The organism is Ferrovibrio terrae (genome assembly GCF_943371255.1).
Taxonomy (GTDB): domain Bacteria; phylum Pseudomonadota; class Alphaproteobacteria; order Ferrovibrionales; family Ferrovibrionaceae; genus Ferrovibrio; species Ferrovibrio terrae_B.
Genome location: NZ_CALRUC010000072.1, coordinates 1 through 21,564, shown reverse-complemented (window position 1 = coordinate 21,564; position 21,564 = coordinate 1). Strand labels below are relative to the sequence as shown.

The following is a 21,564-nucleotide window of genomic DNA, read 5'->3' as shown; positions in this document are numbered from 1 at the left end:
GCGGCACTGGTTTGCTCGACCAGTGCGCCGTTGCGCTGGGTCATTTCATCCATCTGGCCGACGGCGGTGTTGATCTCCTGCATGGCACGGGCCTGCTCGTTGCTGGCCGTGGCGATCTCGGCCACGATATCGTTAACCTGCTTCACCGCCGTGAGGATTTCGTCCAGCGCCGCGCCGGTCTGGTTGACCAGCTGCACGCCGGACTTCACCTGGCTGTTGGAGGCCTGGATCAGCGCCTTGATATCCTTGCTGGCATTGGCCGAGCGCTGCGCCAGCGCACGCACCTCCTGCGCCACCACCGCAAAGCCCTTGCCGGCTTCGCCGGCACGCGCGGCCTCGACGCTGGCGTTCAGTGCCAGCAGGTTGGTCTGGAAGGCGATCTCGTCGATCAGGCCGATAATGTCGCTGATTTTCTGCGCGCTGCCCTCGATCTGCCCCATGGCAGCCACCGCATCGGTCACCACGCTGCCGCCCCTGGCCGCGGTATCGCGCGCCAGCACGGCCTTCTGGTTGGCGGCACTGGCATTGGCGGCATTCTGGCGCACCGTCTCGGTGACCTCATGCATCGCCGCAGCGGTCTGTTCCAGGCTGGCGGCCTGGCTCTCGGTACGCTGCGCCAGATCCTGGGCGCCGGTGGCGATCTCGCCAGACGCGTTGTTCACGTTGAGCGCGGTATCGCCGATCTTGCCGGTGATTTCACGCAGCTTGTCGATGGTGGCATTGCAGTTGTCCTGCAGATGCTTGAGCTGGCCCTGATAGCTGCCGGTCATGCGGTTGGCGAGGTTGCCTTTCGACATGGCGCCCAGCACGGTATCGACTTCATTCACGGCGCTGGAGACAGTGCCCAGCAGCCCATTGATGCCAGACGCGATCTCGCGCATGAAACCGCTCTTGCCGTCGAGATTGACCCGGCGCGCCAGATCGCCCTGCTGTGCCGCTTCGACCAGGCCCGACACTTCGGTCTGCACCGCATGCTGCTGGGTCATATCGCGCCATTCCACGGCGGTGCCCAGGCGTTTGCCGGTGACATCGGAAACCGGCACGGCAGTGAGATCGAAGCGACGGCCGCCGACCGTGATGGTCGTATTGTAGGGCTTCTCCAACGCCGCCAGCATGCGCTGCTGATGAACAGGGTTCTTGTGAAACAGATCGATGCTCTTGCCGATCATGGCTGAAGGGTCGAACTTCGGCACGTCCTTGCGGATATCGTCGCCGGCAACCTTGAACATGTCCTGCGCGGCACGATTGACGAAGACGACGTTGTTGTTTTCGTCAGCCAGCATGACGCAGGCGGTGATGCTGCTCAGCGTTTCGCCGGTCTGCAGGCCGCTGACGATGCGATCGCGGATTTCCTCGGCACTGCGTAGCGCAGCACCCAGTTCGTCGCCGCTTTCCTTGCCGGTGACATCGATATCGACCTTGCCGCCGACCATGTCGGTGAGCGCGGTGGTGACGCGACGGATCGGCCTGGCCAGGGCATTGCCGAACCACAGGCCGATCAGAACAGCCGACACGCTGGCAAGCGCCAGAATCACACCGACCTGGAGAATGACCGCATTGACGACGCTGTAGGCGACGTCGGTGGGAATGCGCACCAGCACCGACCAACCCAGACCCGAATAATCATAGGCCCCCTGGCTGCGGTGATAACCGGCAACCTGCGAGATTTTTTTGCGCGCATGCACGGACTCGATGCCGCCCGCCTTGCCTGCCACAGCCAGCTTTGCCGCCTCAACGCCGGCCTCGGCCAGATTGAGTTTACCGAGCACGGCCCAGTCGCGAACATAGGGCTGGCCTTTCAGCTTCTCGCTGTCGTAATCGACGATCACAACGCCACGCGGATCGAGCACGGTGATTTCTGCATTCTCCAGGCCGCTGCCGCCCAGGCCCTGGTTCGATTGCTGAATGATCTGCTCGACCAGGTCGAAGCCGGCGAAATTGACCCAGACGGCAACCGTCTTGTCATTGGCATCGGTGACCGGCGCGGCGAAGATCATGGCGTAGTCGTCGCCGGCATAAAGCGCGGCAAGTTCGGCATGGCGCGCCGGCTGCTCCACCACACTGCCGGTGAAGCCGTTCTTACCCTGCAGGAATTTTCCGTCCAGCGCGGCACGCAGCCAGGACGCATTGGCGTAATTGCGCTGATACAGCGCGTCGGTTGCCATCGCCTTGCCGGCGGCGGATTTCGAATTGACCGCCAGCACCTTGCCCTCAGGGCTGACCAGCAGCATCAGCTTGTAGATGCCGTAATTCGCCATGTAGCGGTTCATTGCCACCACCAGCGGATTGTCGTCGCCCGGCTTGCCCCAGTTCTGCGGCTCGGTCGCCACCGCGTTGTAACCGAAGGCCTGCACATCGCCGTAGCGCTCGAACAGATTGCGATCGATCACATCGTTGATCGCCTGCGCCGCCATGACGACGCGCCCGGTCTGGCCCTGCTTGATCTCGCCCACTTCCAGCCACAGGGCGGCCGTGAGCAGCAGCAGCGGCAGCAGGGCGAAGGCGATCAGTGCCGTGACGATCTTGCCGCGAATCCCAATCGTGAGCCGGGGCGAGGTCTTCGGGGTTTCCATCTTTTTTGAGTCCTGGTTGGGATGTTTGGCGCGCTCTTCGACGCCACGCGCCGTGTACGGAAGTTTGAATATCGGAATTGATACGGGGGCGCCCAGTTACCATTCGATAATATAATCGCCTGTTTACTGGGAAAATTTAGAACAAGAGACGCAAGTCAGAGGCACAGGTTTTTCGCCGCCCCTCTCAATCTGCCGGTACTGCCAGTATCAGATGGCCCCTTGGTCCTGATGCTCGCCAAGGCTGCGCTACCGGGCCATCACGCTCACTTGGGGCTGATATGCCCCCCAATGCTACAACATTGGGGCGGGGAGCATTTTCGGCCATGATGCAGATCAAACATCCCGCGCTATGGGGAGGGTGTCGCAAATAGCCATGGTGGGCTGGCGCGTTATCTTGAGGCTGGGCGGCGGGGTTATTTTTCGGTAACGTATCTTCTGGGTGAATGACGAGACTGGATAATCCAGCCAGGTAGCAAGGGAGGCGGGCCCTGAGTTCTGCATCGACGTCTGACCGGCACTGCATTCTGCTGATCGAAGATTCCACGCCCGTGCGCGCAGCCCTGCGCGCCGCACTGGAGGCTGTGGCCTATCGGGTGCTTGAGGCGCCGAATGGCGAAGAGGGCCTGACCAAGATCGGCGAAGCCACGTTGCTGCTGCTCGATCTCGGCCTGCCCGGCATCAGCGGTTTCGATGTGCTGGAACGTTTGCGCAAGACCTCGGCCATGCCGGTGATCGTGCTGTCGGGCCAGGAAGAGGTGGATGCGAAAATCCGCGCCCTCGATCTGGGCGCCGATGATTACGTGACCAAGCCCTTCGATGCCGGCGAGCTGCTGGCGCGCGTCCGCGCCGCGATCCGCCGCAACCTGGAAGCCAGTTCCAAGATCGGCACCACGATTGTCACCGTCGGCCCCTTCGTGATCGACCCGATGACCGGCGACACCCGGCGCGACGACCGCCCGGTGCGGCTGTCGCCGATGGAAGCGCGTTTCGTGAAAATGCTGGCGCAGAAAAGCGGCCAGCCGGTCGGCACCAAGCAGCTCACCATCACGCTGTGGGGCAACGACAATGCCGAGATGCGCCAGGCGCTGCGCGTGCTGGCGCGCAAGGTACGCTGCAAGCTGGAAAAAGATCCGGACTCGCCGCGCTTCCTGCTCACCGAACCCAGGCTGGGCTATCGCCTGATCAATCCGGAAAACGCAGCACACGCCTGACCTTTCGGTGATCCGGACCACGCTTGCGGCGCTGCTGTTTTTGCGGCCCAGGCTTGCATTGCCTGCATAGGTGAGAATGGCAGAAACGGATTTCCCGTTCTGCCGCAGGTGTTTGCGCCAATGCATACATAAGCGCGGCCGCTGGCATCACGCAAATGTGCCTGCTTTGCCGGACCGGCGCGACGGCACCCTCTTGGCAAGCCGGCAAATGCTCCCCATATCTGTTGCATGGCGACGGCGACAAGCTGTTGCCGGCATCGGAAGATCCCCCCCTTTCGATGCCCCAATGGCGCAGAGGTCATTGCGCAAAACGCCCGGCTCGCCCCCCGACCGGGCGTTTTCTTTTGCCTGTACGCGATCACCTCATAGGCAGGCGATTGGGTTTCCTCCGCAGTCTGATAATATGGCGCAAAGAGGACGCACCCGATGACCCAGCATCCAAACATCGACCGCCCCAAAACTGATGATGGGGTGATGCAGCAGCGCAAGGCCTATTACGACAAGATCGGCACCCGCAAGCTGGCGCCGTTATGGGAAGTGCTGCATGGCCTGGTGATCCCGCAGCCGAAAAGCGCCTGCCAGCCGGCGCTGTGGCATTACGCCGATATCCGCGACGACATCATGGAGGCCGGCCGGCTGATCACGGCGAAGGAAGCCGAGCGGCGGGTTTTGATTCTTGAGAATCCCGGCATGCCGGGCCAGTCGCGCATCACCACCTCGCTCTATGCCGGCCTGCAGCTCATTCTTCCGGGTGAAGTCGCACCCTCGCATCGCCATACGCAGTCGGCCTTGCGCTTTATCGTCGAGGGCGGCGGCGCCTATACCGCCGTCGATGGCGAGAAGACCATCATGCAGGAAGGCGATTTTGTCATCACGCCGAGCTGGACCTGGCATGACCACGGCAACGACAGCGACCGGCCGATGGTGTGGATGGACGGCCTGGATATTCCGCTGGTGCAGGCGCTCGACTGTTCGTTTTCGGAGAAATACCCCGAAGAGAGCCAGCCGCTGTCGCGTCCGACCGGCGACAGCCTCGCGCGCTACGGCTCCGGGCTGCTGCCGATCGATCACGAAGTCCGCGTGCCGACCTCGCCGGTGTTCAACTATCCCTACAGCCGCACGCGCGAGGCGCTCGACACCATGCGCCGGCGTGACACGTGGGATCCGTGTCACGGCCTGAAGCTGCAGTATGTGAACCCGGCCAATGGCGAAAGCGCGATGCCCACCATCGGCACCTACATGCAGCTGCTGCCCAAAGGCTTTGCCGGCGAAAGCTATCGCTCGTCAGATGCCACGGTGTTCAGCGTGGTCGAGGGCAAGGGCTATACCCTGGTGGGCGAGGGTTCCGATGCGCAACGCTTCGACTGGGGCAAACGCGACACCTTCGTGATCCCGAGCTGGGTGCCGCATCGCCACCATGCGCCAGACGAAGACGTCGTGCTGTTCAGCTTCTCGGATCGCCCGGTGCAGAAGAAACTCGGCCTGTGGCGCGAAAGCCGCGGCAACCGCTAGATTTTGTAGAGAGCCAGGAAAGAGTTTTTGGGCATGGCGAAAGTCACCAAGATCGTTGAGATCGCCAATGACGACGACGATGACGACGATGCCGCCGGCTTTGCCGAGGATGGCTTCGACGGGCTGACCGGTGCCGAGCTTGATAATGGCGACGACCTGGATGGCCTGCGCGCGGTGGCGCGGCTGGCAAAGCTGGTCGGCAGCCTGCCGTGGTTTTCTGCCGTCGGCCGCAAGCTGACCGCCACCGAGATCAACGATGCCGAGGCCTATACCGCCGGCATCGGCTTTGACGAGATGCGGGTGGCCGGCGTCGAGAACTGGCTGGCGGCCTCCGCCGCCGCCCAGGCGCCGGACTGGGATGACGACTGGTGGCAGGCCGAACAGCAGATGCAGAACGCGCTGCTGGAACAGGCACTGCAGCATACCGACCAGCATGATCTGGAGGTGGCGCTGACCCATGTGTCGACGCGGGCCGGCGAGGTGGCGCATGAGCATGCCGCCAAGATGGCGGCGCGCCAGGGTGTCAGCGATCCGGCCCTGCTGAAGGTGGCGGCGGGTGCGGCAGCGACGGCGGCCTATCAGGCCGCCCTGGTGCTGGCCGCGCGCAGTGCCGATGCAGAGGACGATATCGGCGAGCATCCGTTCGCCATCAAGTTCCGCCTGTTCGAGGCCGGCCGCCTGCCGCTCGGCATCGTCGGCAGCACGTTCAATCTGTTTTGATCTTCACTTTCGTCACAAAAAAACGCCAACGATGATCCCCTACAAGACTACCGCGCTGCGTGGCGCCTGCCTGTCGCTTGTTTTGCTGCTGAGTGCCTGCATCACCACGACACCGCCCATACCGGCCGCGCAGCTGGAAGAACTGAAAGCGAAGGCGGAAAACGGTGACGCCCGGGCGCAGTTCAATCTCGCGATGCTGTATGACAGTGGTCGTGGTGGCGTGAGTCGCAGCGGCGCGGAAGCCGAGAAATGGTATCGGCGTGCCGCCGAATCCGGCCTGGCCGAAGCGCAGAACAGTCTAGGCAGTGGCGCGCAGGCCGCCCGGCGCTATGAAGAGGCGCGCGGCTGGTATGAAAAGGCCGCCGCGCAGAATCACGATCTGGCGCTCAACAGCCTGGGCTATCTCTACGACATGGGCCTCGGTGTGCCGCAGGATCGCCGCAAGGCTTTCGAATACTACACGCGTGCGGCCAATGTTGGGGAACCGGAAGCGATGTGGAACATCGCCAACATGTATGGCGCCGGGCAGGTTGGCGATAAGGATATGCACATGGCCTGTGTCTGGGTCTTCCGTGCCAACCGCTTCTCGTCACCGGGTAGCCGGGTAGAGAAACCGGCACAGCAGGGTGTTGTCTATTTACGGCGCACGCTCTCGGCCGATGATCTGCGCCGCTGCATCACCGAGTCAGGCGACTGGTCGCCTTCGGCTGCAGGGTGAGCTTACTGTTCGCCGCGGATTTCCTTGCGGCGACCGTAGAGGAAAATGCCGACCACGATGGCGCCCAGCACGATGCTGAACAGCACGCCCCAGATCAGCGGCCAGGTGGCGGCCGGATCGAAATCAGCGGCCATGCCGGTCCAGAAATTGAAAGCCTTGAAGACAGCGCCGACCAGGGCGCCCAGCAGGGCAACCGTGATGACGATGGCAAAGATCTTGTCGGCGCGGGTATGCATGACAGGCAATGTGACGCCTTTGCGCCGGTAATCAAGCGATGCCCTGCCGCTGCGTCAGCGTGCCGCATAAGATCTAGGCGTTAACCCCATCCGGATTTAGGATTGCGCCATGAACCAGATGGCATCCGTTGCGGCCAGGCCGCAGGTTTTGCTGAGCAGTCGGGGCCGCGACTGGAGCCATCTTTATGCCGATCTGCTGGCGATGCCGGGCGGGCCGGTGACCGTGCAGGACAGCAGACAGACCATGCTGAGCGTGCATGTCGGCGCGCCGCTGCGGGTGCGCTGCCGCATCGGCGACGGCCCGCGCGAGGACCGCCTGCTGCTGCATGGCGATATCGACATCCTGCCGGCCGGCGCCAGCGGCGAATGGTTTGACGAGGCACCGACCACCGCGCTGGTGCTGCGGCTGGCGCCCGACCTGCTGCCGCGCGCCGCAGCCGAGCTTGGCCTGTCGCGCGCCAGCCTGGCGCCGCAGGTGCAGCTGCGCGATCCGCGCCTGGTGCATCTGGCCTGGGCGATGCGCGCCGAACTCAGCGCGAGCGATGCGAGCGGCCGGCTCTATGCCGACAGCCTTGGTATGGCACTGGCGGTGCAGCTGCTGCGCGGTGAGGGCGCGCCTGCCGCCGCGGCCGACAGCGGACGCGGCCTCGCGCCGGCCCAGCGCCGCCGCGTGGCAGAGCATATTGCCGCGCATCTGGAGGATGACCTGTCGCTCGACGCGCTGAGCCGCGTTGCCGGCCTGGGCGCCACGCAATTCAAGACGCTGTTCCGGCACAGCTTCGGCCTGCCGGTGCATCAGTATGTGATCCGCCGCCGCGTCGAACAGGCCAAGCTGCTGCTGCTGCAGGGTCGTATGGGTCTGGCCGAGATCGCGCTGGCCGCGGGCTTTGCGCATCAGAGCCATATGGCGCGCAGCATGAAGCGGTTGCTGGGCATCAGCCCGGCGCAGGTGCGCAAAGCGGCCGGCTGATTATGCCCGCCTGATTATGCTCTGCGGCGGCTGATCCGGCGCGACAGCCGCATAGCCCTTTGCCATCCTGCCGGTCGTCAATCACCGGAGAGTCTGAAGATGCCGAGCCGCGAGACCGTGGAAGCCTTTGTCGCCATGGTGGAATCCAACCAGCATGACCTGGCCATCGAACGCTTCTACACCGAAGACGCCAGCATGCAGGAAAACCTGACCGAGCCGCCGCGCCAGGGTCGCGACCGCCTGGTGGTGCATGAGCGCGCCGTGCTGGCCCGCGCCGCCACGGTGCAGACCGAATGCGTGCGCCCGGTGCTGATCGATGGCGACACCGTGGTGATCCACTGGATCTTCCATTTCACGTTCAAGGACGGGTCGAAGCGCCGCATCGAGGAGCTGGCGCACCAGATCTGGCAGGGCGAGCAGGTGTGGCGCGAGCGCTTCTATTACGACCCGGCGCAGATGAAGGCTTACGTCTGATGGGCTACTTCACCCAGACCTTGTGTTTCTTGTGCCAGGCCTCGAGCGAGAGCTTGGGATAAAGATCATAAGTCTCGTCGCTGCGGCCGATCTGCGGTTTCACCCAGGCCGGCTTGTAGCGCAGCATCAGATGGACTTTCGCCGGCGGTTTCGGCAGCGGTGTGTCGATGGCCGAGGCAAAGGGATGGATCAGATCCGGCCAGGTGGGATCGTAGAGCCATAAGGCGCTGGCGCAGCGTTTGCAGAAATTGCGCTGTCCCGTGCTGGTCTCGCAATGTTTGCCATCGTCGTCGCAGATTTCGGCGCGATAGACGCCGATGCTGCGTTTGCCTTTCTTGATCCGGAGACTGGCGGAGATGCCGCCCAGATTGATGGCGAAACCGCCGCCGCCGGCGGTCTTGCGGCAGATCGAGCAGTAGCAGAGCTGGTAGGGCACCGGCGTGTGGCTGTCGAGACTGAACGCCACAGCGCCGCAGCGGCAGCTGCCCTCAAGGGTCATCGGCATGTCATCCTCCCGCGATTACCTGTGGCGTATTTTCCCATTGTGGAAACTACGCGCCTGAAATGCACCGCTGCAATTCCGCGATGGCCAATCCGCGTCTGTCTCTTTATACAGGGCGCCCTATATGGCGCCGTTCAATCAAACGCAGTCTCCCAGAAAAACCAAGCCAGAAAACCAAGGCAGTCGATTCCCATGCAAGCCTCCGAACAGCCGCACGGCAAAGCCCGCTTCCTGCGCAACGCCTTCATCCTCGGCCTGCTGACCGCGATCGGGCCGTTCGCCATCGACATGTATCTGCCCTCCCTGCCATTCATTGGCAGCAGCCTGAATGCGGACCCCGACAAGGTGCTGATGAGCCTGACGGCTTTCTTCATCACCTTCGCGCTCGGCCAACTGGTGTTCGGCCCGATCTCGGATATCACCGGGCGGCGGCCACCGCTGTATTTCGGCATTGCGCTGTTCATCGGCGCCAGCATCGGCTGCGCCATGGCCGACAGCGTGGAAATGCTGATCCTGTTCCGCTTCCTGCAGGGCCTGGGCGGCGCGGCCGGCATCGTGATCCCGCGCGCCATCGTGCGCGACCTGCATAGCGGCGTGGAAGAGGCCAAGCTGCTCGGCCTCTTGATGCTGGTGTTCAGCGTGTCGCCGCTGCTGGCGCCGCTGTTCGGCAGCGTCATCATCGAGGCGATCGGCTGGCGCGCCATCTTCTGGTTCGTCACCGGCATCGGCATCCTGGCCGGCCTGCTGGGCTTCCTGCTGGTGCCGGAGACCCGCTCGGCCGCGCAGCGTGCCGAAAGCAACCTCGCCGGCATGCTGGCCACGGGCCGCCAGCTGGTCACCGACAAGACCTTCATGGGCCTGACGCTGGCCACCAGCTTTGCCATCTCGGCCTTCTTCGTCTTCCTGGCCAATGCGCCGTTTGTGATGATGGGCGAATACGGCCTGTCGCCGGCCGGCTTCAGCCTGACCTTTTCGCTGAATGCCGCGGCGTTTTTCTTCGCCGCGCAGTTCTGCGGCTGGCTCGGCGGCCGTTTCGGCCTGGCCCGCCTGATCATCCCGTCGATCATCGGCTTCACCCTGGCGATGGTGCTGGCATTTGCCGTGCATGCCGCCGGACTGCACAGCCTGGTGCTGATGATGGCCCTGCTGCTGGCCGGCTATGGCTGCCTCGGCATCCTGCTGCCCACCGCATCCGTGCTGGCGCTGGAGTCTTACGGCGAGGCGGCGGGCATGGCCTCGTCGCTGATGGCGACGCTCCAGCTGGCCGTCGGCGCCGTGGTGATCGGTGTCAGCGGCAAGATCATCGGCGGCACGGCGCAGGGGATGATCGGCGGCATTGCGCTTTGCGCGGTGGCGACGCTGGCGGTGGCCCTGCTGACGCTGCGCGGCGGCGGCCGGCAGACCGCCCCGGCCGAGTAACTGGCACCCTTCGCCGGTTTGCGCTAGAGATTCACGCATGAGCAAGAAACCGATCAAACTCGCCACCTGGAACATCAACTCGGTGCGGGCGCGCCTCGACCTGATGGGCGCCTTCCTCAAGCAGCATGATCCCGACATCCTCTGCCTGCAGGAAACCAAGGTGAGGGATGACGAGTTTCCCCATGAACTGTTCGAGCAGCGCGGCTATGCCCATCGCCTGATCCATGGCCAGCCCGGCTATAACGGCGTGGCGATCTTTGCCAAGCGCGCCATCACGCTGAAGGAAAAGCTGAACCTGGCCGGCCGCGACGACCGCCGCCATATCGCCGCCGAGCTGGCCGACGGCACCATCCTGCACAACTATTATGTGCCGGCCGGCGGCGACATTCCCGACCCGGTGGCGAACGACAAATTCGCCCATAAGCTGGAGGTGCTGGCCGGCATGACCAAATGGTCGGCGGCGCTGAAGAAAAAGGGCGGCAAGGAAATCCTGGTCGGCGATCTCAACATCGCGCCGCTGGAAACCGATGTGTGGTCGCACAAGCAGCTGCTGAAAATCGTCAGCCACACGCCGGTCGAGACCGAGGGCATGCTGAAGATGCAGGCGGCGCGCGGCTGGGTGGATGCCGTGCGGCATTTCGTGCCGCCGAGCGAGAAGCTGTATTCCTGGTGGAGCTATCGCTCGGCCAACTGGGAGGCCGCCGACAAGGGCCGCCGGCTCGACCATGTCTGGGTCAGCCCGGAACTGCAGGGCAAGCTGGTCGGCGCCCAGGTGATCAAGGCGATGCGCGGCATGGAAAAGGCCTCCGACCACGCACCGATCATCGTCACGCTGAAGCTGGACTAAACGCCCCAGTCGGGATCGGGGATGGTGAGGAAGACCTTGCGCAGGCCCTCGCCCCACAGCCCGCGGATGCTGGCGAAATAGGGTTCCTGCTCGGTGATGCGCTTGCGCAGGGCGAATTTCAGATCGCCCTTGGGCAGGATCGCCAGATCGAGCGGCAGGCCGACCGAGATATTCGAGCGCAGCGTGCTGTCCATTGAGACCAGCGCGCATTTCGCCGCCTGCACCAGCGGGGTTTCCGGGGTGATCACGCGGTCGAGGATCGGCTTGCCGTATTTGATCTCGCCGATCTGCAGGAAGGGCGTGTCGATCGTGGCACGGATGAAATTGCCGGCGTAATAGAGCATGTAAAGCTCATGCGGCTTGGCGCCGATCTGGCCGCCGAGCAGCATGGACAGGTTGGGCTCGACGCCCTGCTGCTTCAGCCCCTCGCCATCGCGGCGCGCCACCTCGCGGATCGCGGCGCCGACCATGCCGGCGGCCTCGAACATGCTGGCCGCCTGGTTGAGGTCGCAGCTCTTGCCCTCCTCGTCGGTGAAACCCTCTTTCAGCAGGGTCACCACCGTCTGGCTCAGCGACAGGTTGCCCGCCGTGGTCAGCACGATGGCGCGCTCGCCCGGCTTCTCCCAGACATACATCTTGCCGAAGGTGGAGATCGAATCCACGCCGGCATTGGTGCGGCTGTCGGACAGCATGACGATGCCGTCATTCAGCAGAAGGCCGACGCAATAGGTCATGATTGAACCCGTCCCCAGACTTTAATCCGCCCGCATCAAAGCAAGCAGTTCATGTCCGGGTCAAGGTATAGAGGCAGTAATGCCTACCAGAACCCCAGCCAGATGCCCCAGCCATGGATCACGCCGATGGGAAAGAAGATCGCCCCGGCGATCAGGAAACCCCATTCACTCTGGGTGAAGCAGGTGTAGAGATGCTGCACCCAGCCGGCGAAGCTGAGGCCGCAGACAATGACGGCAGCAATGGCGAAACGCCTGAGGAAGTCGAGCATGATGGCAGTCTCCTGCCATCCTAACGCTTCAGATCGGATTCAGTTCGGCTGCATGAAATCGCGGGCAATCGCCGCGCCCAGCTCGATATTGGTATCGATCAGGTTGGTCAGGTATTCATGCAGGCCGCGGGTGAAGATGGACTCGATGTCGTCGTAGCGCAGCTTCAGCAGCATGCTTTCGGCCAGCCGCACGGACGGGTAGTCGCGGCGGTAGCTCTCACGCAGGTATTGCAGGATCGACACGATCTCGGCGAAACAGGCATGCAGGCTGCGTGGGAAATCCTCGCGCAGCACCAGCAGCTCCGCAACTTTGAGCGGCCGGATCGAGTCGCGGTAGATCTGGCGGTAGATGCGGAAGGCCGAGACCGAGCGCAGCAGCGCGCCCCACTGGTAGTAATCGACCGCGCCGCCGATATCGCCCGGCGAAGGCAGCAGCACGTGGTATTTCACATCGAGGATTCGCGCCGTCGAATCCGCGCGTTCCAGCAGCGTGCCGAGCCGCATGAAGCGATAGGCATCGTCGCGCTGCATGGTGCCTTCCGCGACACCGCGGAACAGCTGGCTGCGCTCGCGCACCCAGTCGAAGAAGCTGGAGAAACCGTCGGCCTCCACCTTGGCCATGGAGAAGGTGCGCATCTCCAGCCAGGCGGCGTTGATGCTTTCCCAGGCCTCCGAGGTGATCTGCGCCCGCATGGCGCGCGCATTCTCGCGGCCGGCCTTGAGGCAGGCATGGATGGAGGACGGATTGTCGGGTGCGAAGGCGAGGAAGTCGATCACCGCGCGCCGCGTCGCCGGGCCGCCATGCAGGGCGAACGACTTGTCGCAGCCGGCGATGATCAATGCCGCTTCCCACTCGTCGTTGCGGGTGCCGCCATGGGTGGACTGCATGCTCATGCGATGGGCGACGCCGAGGATGCGCGACATCGCCTCCGCGCGTTCGACATAGCGGTTAAGCCAGTAGAGGTTATCGGCGGCGCGGCTGAGCATCAGTCATCCTCGCCGGCTTTGATGTCGTCGGCTTCGTCTTCCTCCAGCACCCAGGTGTCCTTGGTACCGCCGCCCTGGCTGGAATTCACCACCAGCGAGCCTTCGCGCAGGGCCACGCGGGTCAGACCGCCGGGCACCACACGCATGGTCTCGCCGCTGAGCACAAAGGGCCGCAGGTCGACATGGCGCGGCGCGATGCCGCTCTCGACAAAAGTCGGGCAGGTGCTGAGCGCCAGCGTGGGCTGCGCGATATAGGCTTCCGGTTTCGCCACGATCTTGACACGGAAGCTCTCGATCTCGGCCTTGGATGACTTCGGCCCGACCAGCATGCCGTAGCCGCCGGAGCCGTGCACCTCCTTGACCACCAGTTCGTCGAGATGCTCCAGCGTGTATTTCAGGTCATCGGGCCGACGCAGCACGTAGGTGGGCACATTGGCGAGCAACGGTTCCTCGCCGAGATAGAAGCGCACCATGTCGGGCACGTATGGGTAAATCGACTTGTCATCGGCGACGCCGGTGCCGACTGCATTGGCCAGCGTGATGTTGCCGGCCTTGTAGGCGTTGAAGATGCCGGGAATGCCGATCATCGAATCCTTGCGGAAGACTTTCGGATCTAGGAAATCGTCATCGAGGCGGCGGTAGAGCACGTCGACGCGCTTCAACCCGCCGACGGTGCGCATGTAGACGATGTCGTCCTTGACCGTGAGGTCGCCACCTTCCACCAGCTCGATACCCATCTGCTCGGCGAGGAAGACATGCTCGAAATAGGCCGAGTTGTAGACGCCGGGCGTGAGCAGCGCGACGGTAGGTTCGGACTCGCAATGCGGCGGTGCAGAATCGCGCAGGGTCTGCAGCAACGCATCGGGATAGTGACCGACCGGCGCCACGCGGACCTGCGCGAAGAGATCAGGGAACAGGCGCATCATCGCCTCGCGGTTCTCCAGCATGTAGGAGACGCCCGACGGCGTGCGGCAGTTGTCTTCCAGCACGTAGAATTCGTTTTCCGCCGTGCGCACCAGGTCGATGCCGGCGATATGGGTATAGGTCTGCCGCGCGATGGTGACATCGCGCATGTGATTCACATAGGCCGCATTCCTGAGGATCAGATCCTCAGGAATCGTGCCGGCGCGCAGGATCTCGCGCTTGTGGTAGATGTCATCCAGGAAGGCATTGAGCGCCTTGACGCGCTGCTTCAGGCCGCGCCGCAACCGCTTCCATTCCTTCGCCGAGATGATGCGCGGCACGATGTCGAACGGGATCAGGCGTTCGGTGTCGCCGCCCTCGCCATAGACGGCGAAGGTGATGCCGAGCCGGCGGAACAGCAGATCCGCTTCCTGGCGGCGGCGGTCCAGCATGTCGGCCGGGGCTGCATCGAGCCAGCGTTTGTAATCGCGGTAGGGAGCGCGGACACTGCTGGCCGCCTGCGATTGCGACTGGCCCGCCTGGCTTTGTCCAGACTGGGTCTGCAGCGCAGCGGGACCGAGGTCCATCTCGTCAAATGCGGTCAAAGGCGTGTCTCCGCGACGAGAACGAGCGGGAAGAGGTTCCGTTCGATTTAATCGGAAAAATGGCGGAGAGAAAAGCGACTTGCGCGAAGCGGCCGAAGAAAGCTGACTGGACTGAAGGCGACTGGAACTTGCCAAACCGGGACTGAACGCGACGCAAGCGGGCCGTCCGCATCCCCACCATTTCGTTGAAGAGACGAAGCAACCCGGGCCGGCGGGTGGGAAAGCCGGCCCGGGTGCCTTCGCGTACCCCTGTTACTGCACCGTCTCGCCGTGCAGGTTCAGGTCGAGACCATCGCGCTCGGTGGCCTCATCGACGCGCAGACCGATCGTCCAGTCGATGATCTTGAGGATGATCAGGGTCACGATCGCGGTGAACACGATGGTGATGACCACGCCGTAGATCTGGGTCAGAACCTGACCGCCATTGCCGTCGAGCAGGCCGAGCGGGGCGTCCTTGCCGGCAATCGCCGCCTTGGCGAACACACCGGTCAGGATCGCACCGACGATGCCGCCGATGCCGTGCACGCCGAAGGCGTCCAGGCTGTCGTCATAGCCCAGCGCATTCTTCACCGTGGTGGCGGCAACGAAGCAGATGATACCGGCAACGATGCCGATGATCAGCGCGCCCATCGGATCGACGAAGCCGGCCGCCGGGGTGATGGCGACCAGACCGGCCACCGCACCCGAGACGATGCCGAGCACGCTCGGCTTGCCGCGGGCGAGCCACTCCGAGAACATCCAGGCGAGCGCAGCGGCCGCCGTGGCGATCTGGGTGACGGCCATGGCCATACCGGCATTGACGTTGGCACCAGCGGCCGAACCGGCGTTGAAGCCGAACCAGCCGACCCAGAGCAGGCCGGCGCCGATGATCGACAGCGTCAGGTTATGCGGCGCATGGCTGACCTTGCCGTAGCCCTGGCGCTTGCCAAGCACAAGGCAGGCGACCAGACCGGCCACACCGGCGTTGATATGCACCACGGTGCCGCCGGCGAAGTCGAGCACGCCCATTTCGCCCATCAGACCGCCGCCCCAGACCATGTGGGCAACCGGCGCGTAGACGAAGATCAGCCACAGGCCGATGAACCACAGCATCGCCGAGAACTTCATGCGATCGGCAAAGGCGCCGGTGATCAGGGCCGGGGTGATGATGGCGAAGGTGAGCTGGAAGGTCATGAAGACCGTTTCCGGGATCGTCTTGGCCAGCGCGTTCACGCTGTCGATGGCCAGGCCGGACAGGAACAGGTTCCCGAAGCCGCCGATGATGGCGTTGCCTTCCGAGAAGGCCAGGCTGTAGCCGACGATCATCCAGAGCACGGTGACCAGGCAGGTGATGGCGAAGCTCTGCATCATGATGCTGAGCACATTCTGCTTGCGCACCATGCCGCCGTAGAAGAGAGCGAGGCCAGGGATGGTCATCATCAGGACCAGCGCGGTCGAGGTGAGCATCCAGGCGGTGTCGCCGGTATCGAGCTTCGGCGCTTCGTCGGCCGCGAAGCCGAGCGAGGGAATCAGGGCAAAGAGAGCAGCCAGCACCAGGCCGAACATGACGTAGCTGAGCCAGCCGAGCTGTCGCTGATCGGCCACAGTGGCCGTCGAGACGGTGGAGAGTTGCATGACGGTTTAATCCTCCTGTCAGTGAAGGTCACGCCAGTTTCCGGACCGGGTCCGGGATCGCTCCCGGCTTGCCGGCGGACCCGTCCGGTTCCCCCCAATGAGAACTCCGGAAAAGGCCCACCCCTGGCGCATACCTCTGGCCTAAATGTTTACAAGAACCGTGCCAGCCGGTTGCACTGCGGCAAATCTCGCAGAAGGCGGGAATCAGCCGGACAGCGTGATTATTCTAGGACTTACCGTCCCCAAGCGTGACTAAAATTTAGTCCATTGCCTAATTTTTGGTGATTTTTTGAGCGCGTCCGGCTGCCTGTTTCGGCGGCGGCGCCCGGCCTGCCAGTCTGTCGGGCAAAGCTATAAACAGCCTATGACAAGAATGGGACCGGGGGGACAGCCGGACGGCCCCGGCGTTCTGCTGCCATGCTTCGCTTGGCGATCCTGCTCCTGCTCGGCCTGTTGCCATGGCTTACGCTGCCCCCGGCGGCGCGGGCCGGTGCGGGCTTCGCGCCGGCCACCTTCTATGGTCTGCCGGCCCCGCCGCTGCGCGGCCCCGAGCAGGCCACCGGCCTGGTGATCTGGAATCACGGCTTTGGCGCCCATGCCTACATCGAACAGGCGCCGCCGCTGGCCTGGTATTTCGCGCAGGCCGGCTGGGATGTGTACCGCCAGTATCGCAGCCTGAAGAGCGACAGCGGTTTTCGTGCCGCCGCCGCGGTGGAACAGGCCGTGGAACAGGCCCGGGCGCTGGGCTATCGCCGCATCGTGCTGATGGGATTTTCGATGGGGGCCTATGCCGCCGTCGATGTGGCGCAGCGTCGCGCAGTGGCCGGCGTGATCGCACTCGCGCCGGCCACGGTGGCGCATCACAGCTTCGGCTGGGAGCTCAACGACCACGCGATGCGGCCGATGTGGCGACAGCTTGGCGCGTTGCCGCAGCGGCTGGTCGCTGCCTATTTTCCGCAGGATATTTTCTACGAAACCGAAATGCCGGCGGTGCGCGGGCCCTGGCTGCGCCAGCAGCTGGCCAGCGCCGCGGCGCCGCATCTGGTGATCGACCGGCCGCAGCTGCCCGGCATCGTCGGCCACAGCGCGGGACTGGGCTGGAGCTTCGCGCGGCGCTATGGCCCCTGCATCCGTCACCTGATCGACAGCGAGATCACCGACAGCAGGGCGGCAAACGGCCGGACACCCGATTGTACCGGGCTGCGCGATGACCGGGCTTTCGCCGCCGTCGCCGTGTCCGCGCAGACGGCGCAGCAGCTGCGGTCCTATCAGGGCCGCTGGCGCGGCCAGCCCGGCCGGCATTGGGGTTTCAGCATGGAGATCGGCCTGGATGATCTCGGCGTGCCGCTGATGACCCTCACGCTGCCGGAGCAGGGCACCCTCGACTTACCCTTGATCGCCACCGCCGATGGCTGGCGCGGCGAAGCCGAGTTCGGCCTGCTCGACCTGCGCCGCACGGGCGACACGCTGGCCGCGCACATCACCCGGCCCGGCGATAGCGCCAGCGACCGCAGCTTCGTGTTCCACCGCGATACGCCGGCTGCTCCGCAATCGGCCGGTCAGCTCTTGTCGTCGACCGGCTTGAAGTCGAGCGCCACGCCGTTGATGCAGTAGCGCAGGCCGGTTGGCTCCGGCCCGTCCTCGAAGACATGGCCCAGATGGCCCTGGCAGCTGGCGCAATGCACCTCGATGCGGCGCATGCCGTGGCTGGTATCGACGGTGGCCTTCACATTCTCGGCCACCGGGGCATAGAAGCTGGGCCAGCCGCTGCCGCTGTCGTATTTGGTGTCGGAGGCAAACACCTCGGTGCCGCAGCCGGCGCAGAAGTATTTGCCCTTGCGCTTTTCCCGGTTCAGCGGGCTGGTGCCCGGCCGCTCGGTGCCATGGCCGCGCAGCACGCGTTCGGCTTCGGGGGAGAGGGGCTTGGTGGCGCCGCAACTGGGCGCGGATTTCGTCTCGGTCATGCAAGGCCTCCGGTTTGCCAGCCAATCTAGTGCATGCGCGGCGGTTTGCGAGCCTGGCCTTGTCTTTTCTGCAACCGGTTTGGCATAGTATCCGCACAACCGGGGGTGCGCGTGTTTCGAAATGTCCTGATCGTCACCTTGCTGCTGACCGGCCTTGCGGCCTGCAGAACGACCAAGGAGCGCGTGGCGGTCGAGGCCATGCAGATGCCGCCCAGGCCCGACGGTACGGTGCGCCTCGTTTTGTACCGCACTGACAACGTGATCGATGCCCGGGCTCCGATCCCCGTCGTGGCGGTGAACGGAGAGACGGTTGGCGCACTCGCCGACGAAACCCTCATCATCCGCGATGTGCCGCCGGGGGAACTGGAAATCACCCTGTCCCTGCGCGAAGCAGACAAGCACAGCAAATACACGGTCCAGACCGCCACGCTGCGGGCCGATCTGAATGCCGGCGGTGAATGGTTTGTCGAGACACAGATCTCCGAACCGTGCAAAGCCGGCACCCGGCCAAAAAATTTCTCCTCCGTGCCGACCGGCCTGTGGCAGACCGATCTGGTGCTGACCAGCATGAGCGCGATAAGCCTCGCGCTGGCCCATGCGACCATGGAATGCGGCGCAATCTACAATCTCAATCCGACCTGGCCGAAATCGACCTGGAACCTCAATCCGCTGCTGAAGAAATACGGCGCTGAACCGCTGAAGCCGGTGATCGCTCCCGACATCACACTGCCGAATTCGGGACTGTCATGGCGTGCAGCCGAGGAGGCCATCCGGATTCATTTCGATGGCAACAATGTCGAATACATCCCCTATATCGACGCGGCCGGACGCGGCAACCTCCTACTGAAGGACATTGCCCTGGTCAGCGAGGCGCGCAACACCGACGGCACATTTGCCATCGCGGTGAGTGTCGAATACCTGCATGTCGATGAAGACACGATTGCCGGGCGCCATGTCAAACGCCCATTGCATTACAGCCTGCGTCAGGATGACGGCGTTCTGAAAGTCACCAGCTGGGCTGACACCAACTGATGCTGGTCATCCTGGGCGGCCGGCCTGGAACGGGCAAGACAACACTGGCGCGGGCACTGGCGCAGCAGCGCGCCGCGATGCATCTGCGCGTGGACACCATAGAACAGGCCCTGAAGGCAACGCTCGGCGACAGGATCGGCGCGGCCGGCTATGGCGTGGCACAGCAGGTTGCCACCGACAATCTGCGGCTCGGCCTGACCGTAATCGCCGACAGCGTCAACCCGGTGGCGGCCAGCCGTGCCGGCTGGCGCGCGGCGGCAGCGGCAGCCGGTGCGCAGGCCATCGAAATCGAGGTGGTCTGTTCCGATGCGGCCGAACATCGCCGCCGGGTGGAGGCACGGCAGGCCGATATCCCCGGCCATGTGCTGCCGCGCTGGCAGGATGTGCTGGCGATGGATTACGAGGCCTGGGCAGTCGACCATGTGATCGATACCGCCGGGCGCGACATCGCGGCCCTTGCCGCCGATCTGGCGGTGCGGCTGAAAAGCTAGTTCGCCGCTGCCGGTATTGCTGCCGCGCCAGCGACACGGTTGCGGCCCTGCTGCTTGGCGTCATAGAGCGCCGCATCAGCCTGCTGCATCCATTCATCCATCTGCTGGCCCGGCTGCAGCACGGCGATGCCGATGCTGACGGTGACACGCGGCGCGCCGGATATCGATGCCGTAGCGACCAGATTGCGCAACTCCTCGGCCACGATCAGCGCCGCAGCGCCATCGGTATCGGGCAGCAGCAGCAGGAATTCATCGCCGCCGATACGGAACAGGCGATCGAGCCGGCGCACCCGGTCGGCGATCAGCGCCACCACGGTGCGCAGCACAGAGTCGCCGGCGGCATGGCCGAAATGGTCGTTGATCTGCTTGAAGTGGTCGATGTCGATCACCAGCAGGGCGGCAGGGGCCTGGCTGCGGCGCTGGCGTTCGATCACATCGTCGAGGCAACCTTCCATATGGCGGCGGTTGAAGGCGCCGGTCAGCGGATCGGTCAGCGTCTGCGCCACCAGCCGCTCATGCAGATCGTTGATGACACTGAGGATGATGTTGACGATGACGATGGTGAGCAGCAGTGCGACGAAGGTGCGCACCGCCATGCCGCTGCCGGCATGGATCTGCACCAGCGCCGTGGTGCCGGCCAGCAGGGCCAGACTGACCGGGACGGCAACCCGTCGCGCCAGCACGAAATAGGTGAACAGCACCACCGGATAGGTCCACAGCACGCCATAGCCGGGCTGGGTGATCAGCAGCAGTGTCACGGCAGCGGCGGCCGGCAGCAGCAGCAGGGCAAACGGCACCGGTGCCTTGCGGCCGCGATAGATCGCCACGGCATCGACCACCAGCACGATCACGGTGGCGAAGATCGCCAGCCCGAGCGGAATCCGCCCGGTGACCATGTTGCTGACGGCAAAGGGCGCCAGCAGCGCGGCACTGACCACGGCGATGCGATAGAGAATCTGTTCGCGATGACCGGCCAGCGCATCGCCGCCGCCGAATAGCCGGGTGAGAAAGGCAAACGGCCGGCGCGGCGGGGTTGGCGTCATGGGGCCATCATCGCGACGTCAGCGCCGGCTCAGCTTCTTGGCCAGTTCGTCGAGCTGTTCCAGCGTCTGGTAATGCAGCACCAGGCGGCCGGCTTCGGGCTTGCCCGGTTCGGCCTCGATCTCGGCCTTCAGACCCAGCGCCGCCGTGATGCCGCGCTCGAATGCCAGCGTGTCGGCATCCTTGCCGACCGGCGCGGTTTTCGGCTTCGGCGCCGAGGGCGGCCGACCGCCCTTCTTGGCGGCGGCCGGGGTGCCGACCTCGCGGCCGACGGCGACCAGCTTTTCCACCTGGCGCACAGTCAGCTGACCCTCGACGATGCGCAGCGCCAGCTGCTCGGCCAGCGCATGGCCGATCAGCGGCCGGGCCTGGCCAGCCGAGAGCTTGCCCTCGATGATCATCTGCACCACCGGCTTGGGCAATTGCAGCAGCCGGAGAATGTTGGCGACATGGCTGCGGCTCTTGCCGATCACCTGGGCGATCTGGTCCTGGCTGTATTTGAATTCATCGGCCAGCGGGAGGAAGGCGCCGGCCTCCTCCATCGGGTTGAGATCCTCGCGCTGCAGGTTTTCGATCAGGCCGATCTCGACCGCGTCGCGGTCGGAAATCTCCTTGATCACCACCGGCACGGCATGGATCTTGGCGATCTGCGCGGCGCGCCAGCGGCGCTCACCGGCGATGATCTCGTAGCCCTGGCCGTCCTTGGCGCGGCGCACCAGCAGCGGCTGCAGCACGCCCTTGG

22 protein-coding genes are annotated in these 21,564 nt (G+C 64.3%); 11 read left to right on the top strand and 11 right to left on the bottom strand.

The window, feature by feature from the left end; translation table 11 throughout:
• Nucleotides 1-2,573, bottom strand: a 2,573-nt coding sequence (locus tag AAG799_RS15065; protein ID WP_341897319.1) for a methyl-accepting chemotaxis protein, incomplete at its 3' end; no start/stop codon positions are given.
• A 488-nt stretch (nucleotides 2,574-3,061) separates the two neighbouring features.
• Between AAG799_RS15065 and AAG799_RS15060 the strand changes: the two genes are divergently transcribed.
• The 4 genes from AAG799_RS15060 (at nucleotide 3,062) to AAG799_RS15045 (ending at nucleotide 6,734) form a co-directional block, all read left to right on the top strand.
• On the top strand, nucleotides 3,062-3,784 hold the full coding sequence (locus AAG799_RS15060; protein WP_341897323.1) for a response regulator transcription factor: 723 nt from the start codon (nucleotides 3,062-3,064) through the stop codon (nucleotides 3,782-3,784).
• Between the two features lie 426 nt (nucleotides 3,785-4,210).
• Nucleotides 4,211-5,296 (top strand): gentisate 1,2-dioxygenase, encoded by a 1,086-nt coding sequence (gtdA, locus tag AAG799_RS15055; RefSeq protein WP_341897317.1) that lies wholly within the window; start codon nucleotides 4,211-4,213, stop codon nucleotides 5,294-5,296.
• Nucleotides 5,297-5,329: 33 nt separating this feature from the next.
• Nucleotides 5,330-6,016, top strand: a complete 687-nt coding sequence (locus AAG799_RS15050) for a hypothetical protein (protein ID WP_341897315.1) — start codon at nucleotides 5,330-5,332, stop codon at nucleotides 6,014-6,016.
• 31 nt (nucleotides 6,017-6,047) lie between these two features.
• Nucleotides 6,048-6,734, top strand: a complete 687-nt coding sequence (locus tag AAG799_RS15045) for a tetratricopeptide repeat protein (RefSeq protein ID WP_341897313.1) — start codon at nucleotides 6,048-6,050, stop codon at nucleotides 6,732-6,734.
• A 2-nt stretch (nucleotides 6,735-6,736) separates the two neighbouring features.
• Here the strand turns inward: AAG799_RS15045 and AAG799_RS15040 are convergent, their stop codons facing one another.
• Nucleotides 6,737-6,970 carry a hypothetical protein gene (locus AAG799_RS15040; protein WP_341897311.1) on the bottom strand — a complete coding sequence of 78 codons (234 nt, stop codon included), beginning with the start codon at nucleotides 6,968-6,970 and terminating at the stop codon, nucleotides 6,737-6,739.
• A 109-nt stretch (nucleotides 6,971-7,079) separates the two neighbouring features.
• Between AAG799_RS15040 and AAG799_RS15035 the strand changes: the two genes are divergently transcribed.
• On the top strand, nucleotides 7,080-7,940 hold the full coding sequence (locus AAG799_RS15035; protein ID WP_341897308.1) for an AraC family transcriptional regulator: 861 nt from the start codon (nucleotides 7,080-7,082) through the stop codon (nucleotides 7,938-7,940).
• Nucleotides 7,941-8,039: 99 nt separating this feature from the next.
• Nucleotides 8,040-8,414 carry a nuclear transport factor 2 family protein gene (locus AAG799_RS15030; RefSeq protein WP_341897306.1) on the top strand — a complete coding sequence of 125 codons (375 nt, stop codon included), beginning with the start codon at nucleotides 8,040-8,042 and terminating at the stop codon, nucleotides 8,412-8,414.
• 4 nt (nucleotides 8,415-8,418) lie between these two features.
• On the opposite strand, the gene AAG799_RS15025 is transcribed toward AAG799_RS15030, so the two are convergent.
• Nucleotides 8,419-8,919 carry a GFA family protein gene (locus tag AAG799_RS15025; protein WP_341897304.1) on the bottom strand — a complete coding sequence of 167 codons (501 nt, stop codon included), beginning with the start codon at nucleotides 8,917-8,919 and terminating at the stop codon, nucleotides 8,419-8,421.
• A 189-nt stretch (nucleotides 8,920-9,108) separates the two neighbouring features.
• Between AAG799_RS15025 and AAG799_RS15020 the strand changes: the two genes are divergently transcribed.
• Complete coding sequence (locus AAG799_RS15020; RefSeq protein WP_341897302.1) at nucleotides 9,109-10,335, top strand: multidrug effflux MFS transporter; 1,227 nt, start codon at nucleotides 9,109-9,111, stop codon at nucleotides 10,333-10,335.
• Between the two features lie 37 nt (nucleotides 10,336-10,372).
• Nucleotides 10,373-11,182: an exodeoxyribonuclease III gene (xth, locus tag AAG799_RS15015; RefSeq protein ID WP_341897300.1), complete on the top strand. Its 810-nt coding sequence runs from the start codon at nucleotides 10,373-10,375 to the stop codon at nucleotides 11,180-11,182.
• Here the strand turns inward: xth and AAG799_RS15010 are convergent.
• The 5 genes from AAG799_RS15010 to AAG799_RS14990 form a co-directional block, all read right to left on the bottom strand.
• Nucleotides 11,179-11,916 carry a peptidase gene (locus tag AAG799_RS15010; protein ID WP_341897297.1) on the bottom strand — a complete coding sequence of 246 codons (738 nt, stop codon included), beginning with the start codon at nucleotides 11,914-11,916 and terminating at the stop codon, nucleotides 11,179-11,181. The genes xth and AAG799_RS15010 overlap by 4 nt on opposite strands.
• 83 nt (nucleotides 11,917-11,999) lie before the next feature.
• Nucleotides 12,000-12,185, bottom strand: a complete 186-nt coding sequence (locus tag AAG799_RS15005) for a hypothetical protein (RefSeq protein WP_341897295.1) — start codon at nucleotides 12,183-12,185, stop codon at nucleotides 12,000-12,002.
• 39 nt (nucleotides 12,186-12,224) lie between these two features.
• Nucleotides 12,225-13,172: an alpha-E domain-containing protein gene (locus tag AAG799_RS15000; RefSeq protein ID WP_341897293.1), complete on the bottom strand. Its 948-nt coding sequence runs from the start codon at nucleotides 13,170-13,172 to the stop codon at nucleotides 12,225-12,227.
• Nucleotides 13,172-14,680, bottom strand: a complete 1,509-nt coding sequence (locus AAG799_RS14995) for a circularly permuted type 2 ATP-grasp protein (RefSeq protein WP_341897291.1) — start codon at nucleotides 14,678-14,680, stop codon at nucleotides 13,172-13,174. Before AAG799_RS14995 ends, AAG799_RS15000 begins: the two co-directional genes overlap by 1 nt.
• 252 nt (nucleotides 14,681-14,932) lie before the next feature.
• Nucleotides 14,933-16,225: an ammonium transporter gene (locus AAG799_RS14990; protein WP_341897321.1), complete on the bottom strand. Its 1,293-nt coding sequence runs from the start codon at nucleotides 16,223-16,225 to the stop codon at nucleotides 14,933-14,935.
• 486 nt (nucleotides 16,226-16,711) lie between these two features.
• On the opposite strand from AAG799_RS14990, the gene AAG799_RS14985 reads away from it, so the two are divergent.
• Entirely contained in the window at nucleotides 16,712-17,908 is a 1,197-nt protein-coding gene (locus AAG799_RS14985) for a YqiA/YcfP family alpha/beta fold hydrolase (RefSeq protein WP_341897289.1), read from the top strand.
• Here AAG799_RS14985 and msrB read toward each other — a convergent pair.
• The gene (msrB, locus tag AAG799_RS14980) at nucleotides 17,854-18,258 is read right to left on the bottom strand and encodes a peptide-methionine (R)-S-oxide reductase MsrB (protein ID WP_341897286.1); all 405 of its coding nucleotides are present in this window, start codon (nucleotides 18,256-18,258) and stop codon (nucleotides 17,854-17,856) included. The two genes, AAG799_RS14985 and msrB, sit on opposite strands and share 55 nt — an antisense overlap.
• A gap of 111 nt (nucleotides 18,259-18,369) precedes the next feature.
• Here msrB and AAG799_RS14975 point away from each other — a divergent pair, with 111 nt between their 5' ends.
• Together AAG799_RS14975 and AAG799_RS14970 are read left to right on the top strand one after the other, a co-directional pair.
• Entirely contained in the window at nucleotides 18,370-19,290 is a 921-nt protein-coding gene (locus AAG799_RS14975; RefSeq protein ID WP_341897284.1) for a hypothetical protein, read from the top strand.
• Nucleotides 19,290-19,781, top strand: coding sequence for an AAA family ATPase (locus AAG799_RS14970; protein WP_341897282.1), 492 nt, complete (start codon nucleotides 19,290-19,292; stop codon nucleotides 19,779-19,781). Before AAG799_RS14975 ends, AAG799_RS14970 begins: the two co-directional genes overlap by 1 nt.
• Here the strand turns inward: AAG799_RS14970 and AAG799_RS14965 are convergent.
• Together AAG799_RS14965 and AAG799_RS14960 are read right to left on the bottom strand one after the other, a co-directional pair.
• Nucleotides 19,778-20,824, bottom strand: a complete 1,047-nt coding sequence (locus tag AAG799_RS14965) for a GGDEF domain-containing protein (protein ID WP_341897280.1) — start codon at nucleotides 20,822-20,824, stop codon at nucleotides 19,778-19,780. The two genes, AAG799_RS14970 and AAG799_RS14965, sit on opposite strands and share 4 nt — an antisense overlap.
• An 18-nt stretch (nucleotides 20,825-20,842) precedes the next feature.
• The coding region (locus AAG799_RS14960; RefSeq protein ID WP_341897278.1) for a ParB/RepB/Spo0J family partition protein at nucleotides 20,843-21,564 on the bottom strand (722 nt) is incomplete at its 5' end.

What these genes read in the sequence shown, in the direction of transcription:
- gtdA (WP_341897317.1), top strand. Translation starts at nt 4,211, where the DNA reads ATGACCCAGCATCCAAACATCGACCGCCCCAAAACTGATGATGGGGTG.
- AAG799_RS15050 (WP_341897315.1), top strand. Translation starts at nt 5,330, where the DNA reads ATGGCGAAAGTCACCAAGATCGTTGAGATCGCCAATGACGACGACGAT.
- AAG799_RS15045 (WP_341897313.1), top strand. Translation starts at nt 6,048, where the DNA reads ATGATCCCCTACAAGACTACCGCGCTGCGTGGCGCCTGCCTGTCGCTT.
- AAG799_RS15040 (WP_341897311.1), bottom strand. Translation starts at nt 6,970, where the DNA reads ATGCATACCCGCGCCGACAAGATCTTTGCCATCGTCATCACGGTTGCC.
- AAG799_RS15035 (WP_341897308.1), top strand. Translation starts at nt 7,080, where the DNA reads ATGAACCAGATGGCATCCGTTGCGGCCAGGCCGCAGGTTTTGCTGAGC.
- AAG799_RS15030 (WP_341897306.1), top strand. Translation starts at nt 8,040, where the DNA reads ATGCCGAGCCGCGAGACCGTGGAAGCCTTTGTCGCCATGGTGGAATCC.
- AAG799_RS15025 (WP_341897304.1), bottom strand. Translation starts at nt 8,919, where the DNA reads ATGCCGATGACCCTTGAGGGCAGCTGCCGCTGCGGCGCTGTGGCGTTC.
- AAG799_RS15020 (WP_341897302.1), top strand. Translation starts at nt 9,109, where the DNA reads ATGCAAGCCTCCGAACAGCCGCACGGCAAAGCCCGCTTCCTGCGCAAC.
- xth (WP_341897300.1), top strand. Translation starts at nt 10,373, where the DNA reads ATGAGCAAGAAACCGATCAAACTCGCCACCTGGAACATCAACTCGGTG.
- AAG799_RS15010 (WP_341897297.1), bottom strand. Translation starts at nt 11,916, where the DNA reads ATGACCTATTGCGTCGGCCTTCTGCTGAATGACGGCATCGTCATGCTG.
- AAG799_RS15005 (WP_341897295.1), bottom strand. Translation starts at nt 12,185, where the DNA reads ATGCTCGACTTCCTCAGGCGTTTCGCCATTGCTGCCGTCATTGTCTGC.
- AAG799_RS15000 (WP_341897293.1), bottom strand. Translation starts at nt 13,172, where the DNA reads ATGCTCAGCCGCGCCGCCGATAACCTCTACTGGCTTAACCGCTATGTC.
- AAG799_RS14990 (WP_341897321.1), bottom strand. Translation starts at nt 16,225, where the DNA reads ATGTTCGGCCTGGTGCTGGCTGCTCTCTTTGCCCTGATTCCCTCGCTC.
- AAG799_RS14985 (WP_341897289.1), top strand. Translation starts at nt 16,712, where the DNA reads ATGCTTCGCTTGGCGATCCTGCTCCTGCTCGGCCTGTTGCCATGGCTT.
- msrB (WP_341897286.1), bottom strand. Translation starts at nt 18,258, where the DNA reads ATGACCGAGACGAAATCCGCGCCCAGTTGCGGCGCCACCAAGCCCCTC.
- AAG799_RS14970 (WP_341897282.1), top strand. Translation starts at nt 19,290, where the DNA reads ATGCTGGTCATCCTGGGCGGCCGGCCTGGAACGGGCAAGACAACACTG.
- AAG799_RS14965 (WP_341897280.1), bottom strand. Translation starts at nt 20,824, where the DNA reads ATGACGCCAACCCCGCCGCGCCGGCCGTTTGCCTTTCTCACCCGGCTA.